Annotated in this window: 10 protein-coding genes and 1 riboswitch; of the genes, 3 read left to right on the top strand and 7 right to left on the bottom strand. The window is 49.4% G+C overall.

The window, feature by feature from the left end; translation table 11 throughout:
• Together V6Z81_04150 and V6Z81_04145 are read left to right on the top strand one after the other, a co-directional pair.
• On the top strand, positions 1-1,313 hold a 1,313-nt coding region (locus tag V6Z81_04150; GenBank protein MEG9861678.1), incomplete at its 5' end, for an efflux RND transporter periplasmic adaptor subunit.
• On the top strand, positions 1,310-4,429 hold the full coding sequence (locus V6Z81_04145) for an efflux RND transporter permease subunit (protein ID MEG9861677.1): 3,120 nt from the start codon (positions 1,310-1,312) through the stop codon (positions 4,427-4,429). The genes V6Z81_04150 and V6Z81_04145, both read left to right, overlap by 4 nt.
• On the opposite strand, the gene V6Z81_04140 is transcribed toward V6Z81_04145, so the two are convergent.
• Both V6Z81_04140 and metZ read right to left on the bottom strand, forming a co-directional pair.
• The gene (locus V6Z81_04140; protein MEG9861676.1) at positions 4,426-5,874 is read right to left on the bottom strand and encodes a TrkH family potassium uptake protein; all 1,449 of its coding nucleotides are present in this window, start codon (positions 5,872-5,874) and stop codon (positions 4,426-4,428) included. The two genes, V6Z81_04145 and V6Z81_04140, sit on opposite strands and share 4 nt — an antisense overlap.
• Before the next feature lie 62 nt (positions 5,875-5,936).
• Positions 5,937-7,187 (bottom strand): O-succinylhomoserine sulfhydrylase, encoded by a 1,251-nt coding sequence (gene metZ, locus V6Z81_04135; protein ID MEG9861675.1) that lies wholly within the window; start codon positions 7,185-7,187, stop codon positions 5,937-5,939.
• Between the two features lie 69 nt (positions 7,188-7,256).
• A riboswitch (SAM riboswitch) is annotated at positions 7,257-7,335 on the bottom strand.
• Between the two features lie 52 nt (positions 7,336-7,387).
• Here metZ and V6Z81_04130 point away from each other — a divergent pair.
• Complete coding sequence (locus V6Z81_04130) at positions 7,388-8,485, top strand: 2'-deoxycytidine 5'-triphosphate deaminase (protein MEG9861674.1); 1,098 nt, start codon at positions 7,388-7,390, stop codon at positions 8,483-8,485.
• Here V6Z81_04130 and lnt read toward each other — a convergent pair.
• The 5 genes from lnt to miaB are packed head-to-tail and all read right to left on the bottom strand — an operon-like array spanning position 8,466 to position 14,146.
• Positions 8,466-10,133 carry an apolipoprotein N-acyltransferase gene (gene lnt / locus V6Z81_04125; protein ID MEG9861673.1) on the bottom strand — a complete coding sequence of 556 codons (1,668 nt, stop codon included), beginning with the start codon at positions 10,131-10,133 and terminating at the stop codon, positions 8,466-8,468. The two genes, V6Z81_04130 and lnt, sit on opposite strands and share 20 nt — an antisense overlap.
• Positions 10,134-10,146: 13 nt before the next feature.
• Positions 10,147-11,088, bottom strand: coding sequence for a hemolysin family protein (locus V6Z81_04120; GenBank protein ID MEG9861672.1), 942 nt, complete (start codon positions 11,086-11,088; stop codon positions 10,147-10,149).
• A complete protein-coding gene (ybeY, locus tag V6Z81_04115; protein MEG9861671.1) occupies positions 11,085-11,636 on the bottom strand; it encodes an rRNA maturation RNase YbeY in 552 nt (183 codons plus the stop codon). The genes V6Z81_04120 and ybeY overlap by 4 nt, the downstream gene beginning before the upstream one ends.
• Before the next feature lie 3 nt (positions 11,637-11,639).
• The gene (locus V6Z81_04110; protein ID MEG9861670.1) at positions 11,640-12,683 is read right to left on the bottom strand and encodes a PhoH family protein; all 1,044 of its coding nucleotides are present in this window, start codon (positions 12,681-12,683) and stop codon (positions 11,640-11,642) included.
• A complete protein-coding gene (miaB, locus tag V6Z81_04105; GenBank protein MEG9861669.1) occupies positions 12,680-14,146 on the bottom strand; it encodes a tRNA (N6-isopentenyl adenosine(37)-C2)-methylthiotransferase MiaB in 1,467 nt (488 codons plus the stop codon). Before miaB ends, V6Z81_04110 begins: the two co-directional genes overlap by 4 nt.
• Positions 14,147-14,324 lie beyond the last annotated feature (178 nt).

Raw genomic sequence — 14,324 nt, 5'->3', positions numbered from 1 at the left:
TCATCACCGTGATGAAACGGTGGTATTTGAGGATCGTCTTGCCACGGGTGACAGAGATCATCACTGTGATGAAACAGCGATATTTGAAGATCGTTGTACCTCTGGTGATTGGCGTTATTACCGTCGGAATTGTTAGCCTATTGGGGGTAACTCGTCCAGATGTCGCATCCCCCACGGTTCTGGAGCAGGTAAAGAACGTGCGCGCCATAACGGCGCGTTATGGTTCAGCCACCCCAACCCTTGTGCTTTATGGAAAGGTCTTCGCCGGACAGCAGGCCGAAATGCGCGCTCATGTATCAGGCGAAATCGTAAAAGCTTGGCCCGCTTTTCAGGAAGGCGCAATCATCAGCAAAGGCGAGCCTTTGTTGCGCATTGACCCATTTGTTTATGAAAGTGCTCTCTCAGAAGCCAAAGCCAATTTTGCTGAGATGCAGGCTAAGGTTAGCGAGGTCCACCATCGCCGTGAGCAAGAAGGCAATGCTCTGACGCAAGTCGAAGAGCAGTTGGAGATTGCAAAGCGGGATTTAGCACGAGCGGTTGAATTATCGCAGCGGGGAACGGTATCAGAAAAATTGGTAGACGAAAGACGTCTCAGAGTCAGCCAACAACAACAAGCGTCTGACAGGCACCGTCACAATTTAGATATTGAAGATGCGCGTATTGAGCAACAAAAAGCCATCGCAGAGCGGCTAGCGGTTAGGGTTCGGCGCGCCGAGCGGGTCCTTGAAAATACTCTTCTTGTGGCACCTTTTAGCGGATTTCTCCAAGACTTAAGGGGGGCCGTGGGCCAACTTGTCAGCATCAATGACCGCCTTGCAATCATAACCGATGCCGACCGGCTGGAGGTGCGCTTCAGCTTATCGGATGCTCAATATGGACGACTTATTGCAGAAGGAAATACGTTGGTAGGAGAAAAAGCAGAGGTCGTCTGGCGAGCAAGCAGTCAACCTCTGCCCTATGAAGCCATTATAGATAGGGTGGCCGCCAGCATTACAGCCTCGACGGGAAGTGTGGATGTTTTTGCCACCCTGCAACAAATGTCTGCACAGACTCCTTTGCGTCCGGGAGCCTTTGTCGAGGTGTATATCAAAGACAAAATATATGAAGACGTGGTGCGCTTGCCGGAGAGCGCACTTTATGAGGGTAATGTGGTTTATGCCATTGTCAATGGTCGCCTTGAGCCGCGCCAAATAGAAATTGCCGGATATGATAATGACAGCATTCTCGTGCGTGGCACCGTTAAAGAAGGCGAGCGTATCTTAACCACTCATCTCACACAGGTGGGTGCAGGCGTTAAGGTTAAGATTTTATGATTTCTTTTTTTGTTCGTCATCACAATGCAGCCAATCTTCTCATGGGGCTTCTGATCGTCATGGGGCTGTATTCTATAACCCAGCTTAACATTCAGTTTTTTCCAACGGTAGACGTTCCCGTTATTACTGTATCCGTTGGATGGTCCGGAGCGGGCGCAGAAGACGTTGAGAGCAATATCGTTGAGGTCATTGAGCCGGAAATCCGTTTTGTTGATGGGATGAAAAGGCTCACGTCTGTCTCCAGAGAGGGTATCGCCAGTATGTCCCTTGAGTTTGAACCGGGCACAGATATGCAAAACGCTCTGTCTTCGGTTGAGTTAGCCCTAGAGAACATCCCCCCCTTGCCACTTGGGGCATCCACGCCAGTTGTTTCGCGTATTCTATTTTATGAGACGGTAGCCTCTCTTGCTATTTCGGGACCCTTTGATGAGTCGGCCCTGCGTAGCTACGCTAAGCAGATACGTGATGAATTGCTGGCCACCGGTGTTGACAAGGTATCCTTTGAGGGCTTGCGCGCTGAAGAGATATGGGTGGAGGTACCACCGGCTGAATTACAGCGCCTTAATTTAACCTTACAGGATATTGCTGGACGCATCGGGGCCGTGAGTCAGGATTTACCGTCTGGAACACTTGAGGGACAAGTAGAGCGTCGGCTACGCTCTCTAGGGCGGGTGGATACAGAAAGAACCATTGGCACCACTGAAATTCGTGCCCTTGATAGTGGCGAAAAAGTTATTTTGCGGGATATAGCCATCATTCGGAGGAACTTTAACAACCAGCAACCCACCAGCCATCAGGGAGACAAACCTGCCATTCGGCTTAATATCCAGCGTGCAGAGTCTTCAGATATTTTGCAGACCGCCGCCCGTGTGGACAGATGGCTGGAGAACTCTCTACCCCAACTGCCTGCCTCCCTTGAGGTGACTAAGTTTGATGTAAGCGCAGATTTAGCCGTGCAACGTATCAATCTTCTACTCACAAATGGCCTTCAAGGATTAGCCCTTGTACTAGTCACACTGTTTTTGTTTCTCAACATCCGTGCTGCAATTTGGGTTTCTGTGGGTATTCCAGTAGCGGCTATATTTTCATTTTTCGTTATGTACGTAACGGGGCAATCCATCAACATGATATCACTGTTTGCTATTATTTTGACCATCGGCATTCTTGTGGATGATGCCATCGTGGTAGGTGAACACGCCGTTACCCTACGAGGGCAAGGTTATGATTCCACCGGTGCTGCCGAGCGCGCTGCTTACCGCATGCTTCCACCAGTTGCCGCCGCCGTCATCACCACTATTGTTGCCTTTGCGCCTATTTTTCTGATTGGCGATGCGTTGGGGCAGATTATATCTGCCATGCCGCAAGTGGTCATTGCTATCTTGGTTGCCAGCATGATTGAATGTTTTCTCATTCTGCCGGGTCATCTCAAACATGGACTATCCCATATGAGCCCCCCCCGCCCGTGGCGACAAAAATTCAACAAGACGTTTGACAACATTTGTGATTGGTTCGCCGACCAGCTGGTGCGGCGTTGTTATGAATGGCGTTATACCGTTCTGGCAGTATCACTTTCGGCGCTGGTTATCACCATAAGTCTACTGTCTGTGGGCCGTGTCAAATTTGAGTTTTTCCCCTCTCCTGAGTCGGAAGTTGTAAACGCCAGTCTCATCATGACCCCAGGCACACCGCGAGCGCAAACCCAAACTGCTCTGGAAATTGCTGAGGCTGCCCTTCACCGCGCTGGGGCCAAATTGCTAGGAGAGAATGGCAAAAAAGGTGATCTTATAACGGTAGTATTCGGCACAGTGGGCATTGGCGAAGGAAAAAAGGGAGATAATTTTGGAAAAATTTTTGTAGAACTTATACCTGGCGAATTTCGCACCATACGTACAGCCACGTTAACTAAAGAATGGCAGAAAGAAATACCGCCCATTGCCGGTCTTGAGCGCTTTACCGTACGTGAGAGAAGTCTTGGCCCTCCAGGTCGTGATATTGATATTCTGCTACAAAATGCCCCACCTCATACCCTTAAACAAGCGGCTAATGATTTGCGGGAGATACTTTTGTCTTTTCCCGGTGTCTCCAATATTGAGGACAGCCTGCCCTACGGTAAGCAGGAAGTCATTATTGAAGTGACCCCTCGAGGGACTGCCCTTGGCTTTACAACTGAAAGCATTGGCCGTCAGTTACGCAATGCCTACCAAGGCACGGTCGCTAAGCGGTTTGTGCGAGGTGATGAAGAGGTTGCCATTCGAGTTCAGTTCCCCCGACAAACCGATGCAACCCGTAACTTGCGCACTCTCTACCTCAGAGCTTCTGATGGTTCGGATGTTCCACTAACAGAAGTTGTTTCTTTACGTGAAAGTACGGGCTTTTCCCGTATCAACCGCATTGATGGGCTAAGAACCGTATCCGTTGCAGGAGAAATTGACAGTAGCGTCATAAGCAGCGGCATATTGGTTGCCAAACTAGCACAACAAATTCTACCGGATCTTGCACGACGCCATGGTGTTGACTACACCTTTTCAGGACGCGCTGAAGAACAGGCAGAAGCCTTTTCTGATCTTCAGATCGGCAGCTTTCTTGCCCTCGCCATGATTTACATTATTTTGGCATGGGTGTTTTCCAGCTATATTCGTCCCATTGTGGTGATGAGTATTATTCCTTTTGGTCTTGTAGGCGCTATTCTCGGTCACCTTGTGATGGGTTTTTCTGTGACCATCCTGAGTCTTATTTCTCTGTTGGGATTGAGCGGTATTTTAATCAATGATTCCATCATTCTGGTCAGTCAGGTCGATCTGCGCATCATAGAAGGGTTAAGCAAAAAAGAAGCCGTTGTTCAAGGGGTTAAAGACCGGTTTAGAGCCGTAACATTAACCTCCTTTACAACGATAGTGGGCCTTCTGCCCCTGTTGTTTGAAACCAGCCTTCAGGCGCAATTCCTCTTGCCGATGGTGATTACCATAGCCGGAGGTCTTACCATCGCCACCGGCCTTGTTTTGATATTGGTTCCTGCCTTGTTTGGTATTCAAGATGATATCGGTGCGAAGCTATCTATCTGGCATCAGCAGTTGTCTGGTTGGTTTCGCCGGATCGTAGCACCCTCAGCACCTTAAGATCGCCATAAGACCGGTGTAAACAACACCAAAACCGTGAACACCTCCAAGCGTCCTACCAACATGGTAAACGCTAACACCCATTTTGCTCCATCAGGCAAATTGGCAAAAGACCCTTCCGGCCCCACCACAGGCCCCAACCCCGGGCCAACATTAGAAATCGCCGTAGCCGAAGATGACACCGCCGTTAGGCCATCCAACCCCATCAGACTCAAAATAACTGCCACTACGGCAAAGCATAAGATATAAAAGAGCAAAAAAATCATGACAGGAGCGATAATAGAATCCCCAAGGGGTTGCCCGTTGTAATGAGCCAGTAGAATCCTATTTGGATTAACGGCGCGTCGCGCATAAAGCCAAACGGATTTGGCAGCAATAGCCACACGAAATATCTTAACACCGCAAGAAGTTGACCCTGCACACCCTCCTATGAACATTAAGAAAAAAAACACCATAAGGCTAAATCCGCTCCACTCGTCATAAGACGTTGTAGCAAAGCCGGTTCCTGTCAGTATGGAAACCCCATTAAAGGCTGCATATTGCAGTGCAGGCCAGAACTCATTAAGTCCAACGGTATATTGATGCATCCACAACACCGCAACAACAAAGAGGACAAGCCCAAAAAACCAACGCACCTGAGTGTCATTTAACAAAGGGTTCCCGTGCCCCCGTAGCAGTTGCAGATAAAGCACAAACGGCAGACTACCTGCTATCATGAAGGTAACAGCAACAACATCAATCATTGGGTTTTTCCAGTAGGCAAAAGACTCATCACTGGTAGAAAACCCGCCTGTAGCAATTGTTGTCATAGCATGGGCGATACTATCAAAAGGTGTCATGCCCACAAGCCAATAGCTAGCAGCGCATAAGGATGTAAGGCCTACGTATAGGCCCGCAATGGAAGCTGCAATTTGGGTGAGGCGAGGTAATATCTTTTCTGACGTATCTGAAGACTCAGTGCGAAAGAGCTGCATACCTCCCACCCGCAACATAGGCAGGATAGCAATGGCCGTCACAATAATGCCTATACCTCCTATCCACTGCAAAAGTGCCCGCCACAATAAAATGCTCGGTGAAGATTCATCCAGATTGGTGAGAACAGTAGAGCCGGTAGTGGTAAGACCCGACATAGCCTCAAAAAACGCATTCGTATAAGAAAGTTGCACACTGGAAAACAAAAACGGAAGAGCGGCAAAAGCAACAAGAACCACCCACGATAGTGTTGTCAGCATAAAGGCATGACGGGCAGTTAGGTTATTCAATGGCCCCCAATGGGCTACAATAAGAACACCGGAAACAAACAGAGTAAACGCTGCACTGGCGATAAACACTCGCCAATCCGGCAGCCCAGATGTAGCCCCTAACAAGGCGGGAATAGTCATAGCCAAGCCCAAGGTGGCCAGCATTACGCCTGTTACCAACAATATTGGCCTGAGATTAGCCACCCCAAACACCCTTTGCCATCATCTCCACGATCCATCCGAGGTTAGAGGCTCAAGATAGCACATTAAGATCTGTTGAGAGCTTGCTCAAGATCGTCTATCAAATCTACCGTATCTTCCAACCCCACACACAAGCGCACAAGGCCTGAATCAATGCCAAGCTCAGCACGGGCTTCTTCAGAAAGGCGTTGATGGGTTGTGGTTTCCGGATGAGTAATCAGGCTTTTTACGTCTCCCAGATTGTTAGAAATACTGATGAGAGAAAGAGCGTTGAGAAACCGAAAAGCACTCTCTTTTCCCCCCTTGATGTAAAAACTGATGATATTGCCGCTCATTGCCATTTGAGTGCAGGCTAAATTATGTTGTGGGTGATGCTCAAGACCGGGATACACCACGCGCTGAATTTTATCACTCCGCTCTAGAAATATGGCTATGTCATGAGAACGACGACATTGCTCCCGCACCCGCACATCAAGAGTTTCAAGACCTTTAAGCATAACCCACGCATTAAAAGGGCTAAGAGAAGGACCTGTCTGACGAAGAAAATTGCCAAGATACTCAGCAATAAACTCTGCCGATGATAATACAATACCGCCCAGACAGCGCCCTTGACCATCAATATGTTTGGTGGCCGAATACACCACAACATCAGCCCCCAGACTCAAAGGATGCTGAAGTATAGGAGTGGCAAAAACATTGTCTACGATTAACCGCACCCCGTTCTCATGGGCGATATCTGCCACAGATTCGATATCAATAATCTCAAGAGTGGGATTCGTCGGTGTTTCCAGAAAAAAAACTTTTGTATTCAAACGAATAGCTTTGCGCCATTCGTCTGCCTGAACACCATCTACAAGTGTTACCCCAATACCAAAACGGGGCAACAATTCTTCTATGACATACCGACACGATCCAAATAAAGCCCGCGCAGAGACTACATGATCTCCAGCAGAGAGTTGACACAAAAGAGATGCTGTCACCGCTGCCATGCCTGTCGCTGTCGCACGGGCATCCTCTGCACCCTCCAACTCAATCATCCGCTCCTCAAACATACGCACAGTGGGGTTGCCAAATCGGCTATAGATAAAACCCTCCTCATCACCGCTAAACCGCCTTTGGGCCGATTCCGCCGTCTCATAGACATACCCCGATGTCAAAAATAGCGCCTCGCTTGTCTCCCCATAATCGCTGCGCACCGTCCCTCCATGCACCAACGTCGTGGCCATCCGCCAGTTCATCTTATTAGATTTCTGGGGGTTTTGATCCCCCTCCTCGCCTGTCTTGCCTTTGCTCCCGTTTATCAAGCCCTTGTCCATCAAGACCTCCATATGAGTTTTGGGTGATTACCTCAGAACGGCAATAAAAAAACCCGGTTTTACTAACCGGGCTCTTTATCCCCGGCCTTTTAGCGTGATATTTTATGTGGTCGCAAGCCAGCCGGCCCAAATCACCACAGGGGTTCACCTTCACACAAAAAAGACCACAGGTCAAGAACACGAAAAAGACAGCCACACTCATGACCACAGAAAACAAAGTCGGATTGCTACCCTCTCAATATATAAAAACGCTTATTGAGACAGGGATTGTCCATTCAGATGAGGCTGTAACACCTGCTCAGGTGCAGCCTGCTTCTCTGGATTTACGACTTGGAGTGCGGGCGTGGCGATTGCGCGCCAGCTTTTTGCCTGGGCCAGATATTCGTGTTGAAGAGCGTCTTAAAACTGTTGCTCTTCACGAGGTTGACTTAACAGGTGGATCGGTTTTAGAAACGGGATGTGTGTATCTAGCAGAGATTGCAGAAACTTTATCTCTTAGCCCTCATCTATCAGCTCTGGCTAACCCTAAAAGTTCAACAGGCCGCCTTGATGTTTTCACCCGTCTCATCACCGATTATGGTGTTCATTTTGACCAAATTAATGCCGGCTATGAAGGTAACCTTTATCTTGAGATAAGTCCGCGTACTTTTTCTATTTTGGTGCGCCCTGGCTCGCGGTTGTCGCAGTTGCGTTTTCGTCAGGGTAATACATCGCACTCTGACACCGCCTTACGCCTTCTTCATGAACATGAAGAGCTAGTTTCTGGCAATGTTGATATTAATGAGGGGGTAGCGTTACGAGTTAATCTAGAAGACCAGACAACCATCGCAGGTTATCGCGCTAAGCGTCATGCGGGCTTGATTGATGTTGACAGCCACGACGCATACGATCTACGGAACTTTTGGGAACCTCTTCATCTCCATGGATGCAATACTCTCATTCTAGACCCCGATGAGTTTTATATTTTATCGTCTCTGGAGACTGTGAACATCCCCCCCACCCATGCAGCTGAGATGATTCCCTACAACCCCCTTGTTGGAGAGTTTCGGGTTCACTATGCCGGGTTTTTTGACCCAGGCTTTGGCCATACCAAAGCAGGCGGTGGAAATAGTCGGGCTGTTTTAGAAGTACGCAGCCATGAAGTGCCGTTCATTTTAGAGCATGGGCAGATTATAGGGCGTTTGGTTTATGAGCCATTAATAGAGATACCCGATGTTCTTTACGGGGTTGATATAAAGTCAAACTATCAAAACCAAGGCTTGAAGTTGTCTCGTCATTTTAGATCCGCTCTCTCTTAATAAGCGGATTAAGCGCTTGCGATGCTCTGCACCCGGGCAGGGCAATAAGGACAAACCCAATCAGCAAGGCAAAAAACAGACTATCTCCCCAGCGTCCATAAAGTGTTGATTTTCTAGCCGGAGGCAAGGGCGCATCAATAATGTCTTGAGTGTTAAGGGGCAGATTTTCCAAAATCCGCCCCTCTGCATCAATAACAACAGAGATACCCGTATTGGCCGCCCGAATAACCGGAACACCTTGCTCTACGGCACGAAAGCGGGCTTGGTCTAGATGTTGCCACGGTCCGGTAGATGTTCCAAACCAACCATCGTTGGTGATATTGAGCAACCAACTGGCGCGGTCGGCTGTTGGGTGAATAGCCTCCGGGAAAATAATCTCGTAGCAAATCAAAGGGCGAAATGTCGGCACATTTGGGACATCTGGTGTAGGGGAAGAAAGGGTCATCAGAACATCCCCCTCGCCAGAGGCAAAATCACCACGTTGTTGGGCAAGAGCCTTCAGGCCGATAGCCTTAAATACATCACGAGCGGGCAAATATTCGCCAAAAGGTACCAGATGCCGTTTGTCATAACGTGCTATAATGCTCCCTCCATGATTTAGAACAAACAAGCTATTGTAATAATAACCCCCCTGACGATAAAGCGAACCAGTTAACAACACGCTTGTTTTTTGCAAACTAGCACCAAGAATGGATTGCAGAGCGGGGCGTTCTGACAGTAATCCGGTAATCGCTACCTCCGGCCAGATGATAACAGAAGGTATGACACCCTCAGGAAGTGCTGAGGACTGTTGGGTCATGGCTAGCAACCGCATCAGAAACTCTTCTTGCCGGTGGGCTTGCCATTTTTCCTCTTGCAGCACATTGGGTTGCACTATTCTCACCGTAAGGGGGTTCACCTCCGCCACTACAGACTGTCCAAGTCGGTCCGCACCCCACACCCCCCAACCAGCAAACAGCGCAAACCAGACCACCGGCCACCAAACTTTGCTACTAGGAGTAGATTCTAATGAATCCTCCTCCAAACGGGGGTCACATAGAGTAGAAGGCGAGGCGGCCAGTCCAAAAACCAGCAAACCTGCTCCATACACACCAACTACAGACAACATTTGCATCAGAACAACCTCACCCCCCAGAGTCTGCCCTGTCAGATTCCACGGGAACCCAAACGGCCCATAGCCACGCAACCACTCAAAAGCAGCCCACACCGCCGCCAAAGCCAATGTGCGACGCGGACCTACCACCCACAGAAAACACCGAGTAAGTGCACTGGCAAGGCCGGTAAAAACCGCCAACCATGACGGCAACAATACAACAGCAAAAGGCATGAGCCAGAAATAACGCTCTGCCTCCACCAAAAAAGAATGACCAACCCAATAAAGTCCCGCTAAAAAAAAACCAAAGCCAAACGCCCAACCTACGCCAAAGGACCGTGCCATCACCTGCCACTTTGATGACACACCCGTTTTACCCAATGTAACCCCATCCAGCATCCACACCAAAACCGGCACGGCAACAATCAACGCAACCCATAAATGAAAGGGAGCCATGGCGCATGATGCAAGAGCACCCACACCAACTGCTAGAACAAAAGACCGCCAGCCTTTAAGGGATGCAACGCACTGCGCCAGAAGAGATAGTGTAAACATATACCCCTGCGGCCTAGTCCGCTTCGCCTGCCAAACTCACTTCGCTAGCTTGTCGCAGGGTTGTCCGTGGGATATCTTTGCGCGGTAGATGAATATACAACCGCTTGACGCGTCGGGCATCTACGTCCGTTACCGCAATCTCAAAGCCCGCCGGATGACATACCAGTTCGCCCCGCTGCGGCACTCGTCCCGCCAGCGACACCACAAGACCACCTAAGGTATCAATATCCTCCTCACGATCTTCGGGAAGCAAAGACAAGCCCATCATAACTTCCAACTCCCCAATAGGAGTTCTAGCATCAGCGTATATCTCCCTACCATAACGCACGAGATGAGGTGGCACTTTATCGTCATGCTCATCTTCAATATCGCCTACAATTTGCTCTACCAAATCCTCAATAGAGACCAAGCCATCTGTGCCACCATATTCATCTACCACCAGCGTCAAATGAATACGCGCCGTTTGCATACGCACTAAAAGTTCCGCCGCTGGCATAGAGGGCGGCGCAAATAAAATACGGCGCACCAGCGTCTTCAAAGAAAAATTAGTAGAAATCGCTCCATCGTCTCCGTTTTCCGGAGCGTCCACCAAAAATTGAATGACGTCTTTTATATGCACCATACCCACCGGATCATCCAGCGTCTCGCTGTAAACCGGTAACCGAGAATGCCCCGCCTCCCAGAATATGGCCATCAAAGCATCAAGATTTGTGTTTTCCTCTACTGCGACAATATCAGCACGAGGAACCATGACATCATCAACACGGCATTCCCAAAAACTGGTGATGTTCATCAACATGTGCCGCTCACCTGCCACAACCGGATAACCCTGTTGCGCCTGTTCACCTAGAATCTGCTCCAAACGATGACGCAAACTAACAGGCTCAACATTAAAACCAAGCCCACGTCGTATGCGATTAACAAACTGTCGCCGCCAAGAGAGATGCTTTCTCATAGGATTGTTTTCCCACTAGGAGACGCCGTGTAGGGATCTGCAATGCCAAGGTGGTGCAAGATATGTTTTTCCATGCTTTCCATATGGGTCGCCGGACCCGCCTCATCATGATGAAAGCCCAGCAAATGCAAAAGCCCATGAACGGCCAGATGCACTACATGATCTTCTGTTTTTTTAGACCATGTTGAAGCTTCCCGCATGATGGTTTCCTGCGCTAGCACAATATCGCCAAGGTAGACACTCTCCTCCGCTCCTTCAGGGAAGCTCATGCCAGCGCCTATACCCGAGGGAAAAGACAACACATTGGTCGGTCCAGATTTGTTTCTATATCGACTGTTCAACTCCACTAACAGAGCATCATCTCCTGCCACTAGCGTTACCTCCGCCGTACCCTCAGAGGCAAGCGCCATGGCAAAGCCCAAACGCACAGAGTCTGATGCCCGCTTCATCCAATCATCCGGCCACCCTTGACAATGTTTTACAAGGTTCACCGTTAAGCTACTCTCAATATGGTCGCCCTTACAGATGTGGTGCTCTACAGTCATCATGTCCTATCTCACCCTATCATGAGATTCGTAAGCGCTGACAATACGGCTCACCAGAGCGTTACGCACCACATCTTGATATGAAAACCGCACAACAGAAATACCCTCTACGTCTTTTAAAATACCGGCAGTCTCTTCAAGGCCCGAACGAGCACCGCCGGGTAAATCAATCTGACTTGGATCGCCGGTTACAACCATAGAACTGCCCTCACCAAGACGCGTTAAAAACATCTTTATTTGTGCTGCTGTGCAATTTTGCGCTTCATCAAGAATAATAAATGCATTACTCAATGTGCGCCCTCGCATGAAAGCCAAGGGAGCCACCTCAATATCTCCAGCTGCCAAAGAGCGTGACACGTGACTGGACGGCAACACATCATGAAGAGCATCGTAAAGAGGCCTCAAATATGGGTCTACTTTCTCACGCATATCACCTGGCAAAAAACCAAGCCGCTCCCCAGCCTCCACCGCCGGACGAGATAATATAATGCGGTCCACCCGCCCCTCTCCCAGCAAAGCTGCCCCATGGGCTACCGCTAAATACGTTTTGCCACACCCCGCAGGCCCCAGCGCAAATACCAAATCATGGCCCCGCAAAGCGCCCACATAACAACCCTGAACTGCTGAGCGTGGTTGAATATGGCGACGCCGGGTGATGATTTTCAAATCCGCACTTTCTCTTCCCACAATCTCCTGCGGTGCGGACGTTTTATCATTATGGCACATAGAAGAAGAATAAGAGTCATTGCTCTCCCCTTCTGCCATCATACGCAAAATATCATCCACATCATAAGCACCAACATCCCGTCCATCTCTCACCCGATCATAGAGCGCCCGCAAGATGTGTTCTGCCTTTCGACAAGCATCTGGTGCGCCGGAGACTACCAACCGGTTACCTCGCAAGGCTGTATGAATGCCAAGGCGTTTTTCAAGATACGCCAAATGACTATCTCGCTCGCCAAACAGAGCGGACAAAAGCCGATTGTCATCAAAGTCGAGAACAAGAGCGCTGTCCCGTGGGGGACTCACGATGGGTTTGGATGTACTCATGGAGCGGGGCGACATCCTCCTACATGATCCGATGAGGTTAGCCTTCCCCGAAGACTATTCTCATAGGCCTCCTCAATAATCACCTCCGCTATACTGCCAACAAGGGTATCAGAGGCTGTGACGTGAACGGTCTGCAACCAAGGACTGCGTCCAGCAATCTGGTTGGTATGTTTACCATTACGGTCAAAAAGAACCGATATTGTCATGCCAAGACATGATTGATTAAACGCCCGTTTCTGGATACTGAGTAACTCTTGCAAGCGAGCTAACCGCTCTGCCTTTTCTGCTTCCGGCACTTGGTCATCTCGTTGAGCGGCAGGTGTACCCGGGCGCGGACTATAACGAAACGAATACGCTTGGGCATAGCCAATATCGCTTACAAGTTTCAAAGTTTCTTCAAAATCAGCAGCCGTTTCCCCTGGAAACCCCACGATAAAATCCGAAGACAACGCCATGTCAGGTCGTACGCGGCGAATATCATCAACCACCCGCCGATAGTCATCTGCACTATGGCGACGGTTCATAGCTGCCAACACTTTATCCGAGCCTGATTGCACCGGCAAATGTAAATAAGGCATAAGCTGCGGCACATCACGGTGCGCCTCAATAAGACTTGCGTTCATATCCTGCGGATGGCTTGTGGTGTACCTCAATCGCTTTAACTCCGGCAACTGAGCCATACACTGAATAAGACGTCCCAAGCCCCATTTCTCACCATCGGGGCCAGCACCCCGCCACGCATTCACATTCTGACCCAACAGCGTAATCTCACATACACCAGTTTCTAAAAGTGCCATAGCTTCCTCTAAAATCGGAGTTACTGCACGAGATTCCTCCGCCCCCCGCGTATAGGGCACCACACAAAAAGAGCAAAATTTGTTGCACCCCTCCTGAATCGTCAAAAAAGTGGAAGAACGGCGAGGCAAAGCTAACCGGCCCTCCCCTGCGCCTCCACGCCCAGACGCTGTCCCCCGGCGCGGCAAATAATTAAACTTACTCTCCTCTGGAAAAGACGTATCAACAAAACCTGCTCCACACCCGTCATCACTCAGCCATACTTTATCTAGCAGTTGCCCCAACCGGTGATACGTTTGAGGCCCAAACACCATATCAACCACCGGTGCACGACGAACAATCTCATGACCCTCTGCCTGAGCCACACATCCGGAGACGCCAATAGCCATACGTCTTCCATCACGGCGTTTTGCTTCTTTTAGACGGCTCAAGCGCCCTAACTCCGAATAAACTTTCTCCGCGGCCTTCTCCCGAATATGACACGTATTCAAAATAACGACGTCAGCCTCTTCAGCGCGACGCACCGACTCATAGCCATGAACACCCAAAACATCCGCCATACGATCACTGTCGTAGACGTTCATCTGGCATCCATAGGTCTTGATAAAAACGGTCCGGGTTATTTCAGGGACAGGCAAGAGCAGTCCTGTGTTGTTAAATAAAAACATCCGCTCCTCAGGCGGACAGCCAGTATAGCCCACCCTAGCTCGCAACGCCAAACAATGACACTTCCGGCTCAGGAGCAGTCACAGAAAGAACAAAAAAGCAACCTCAAAAAAATATCTCCAAATATCTATATCTGCTGAACACTTTTTAGTATTTTATCATACCATCTATAATTTACAG

The sequence above is a fragment of the Parvularculales bacterium genome, from assembly GCA_036881865.1.
GTDB lineage: Bacteria > Pseudomonadota > Alphaproteobacteria > JAPOUT01 > JBAJNM01 > JBAJNM01.
This window is presented reverse-complemented; position numbering and strand designations above follow the sequence as displayed.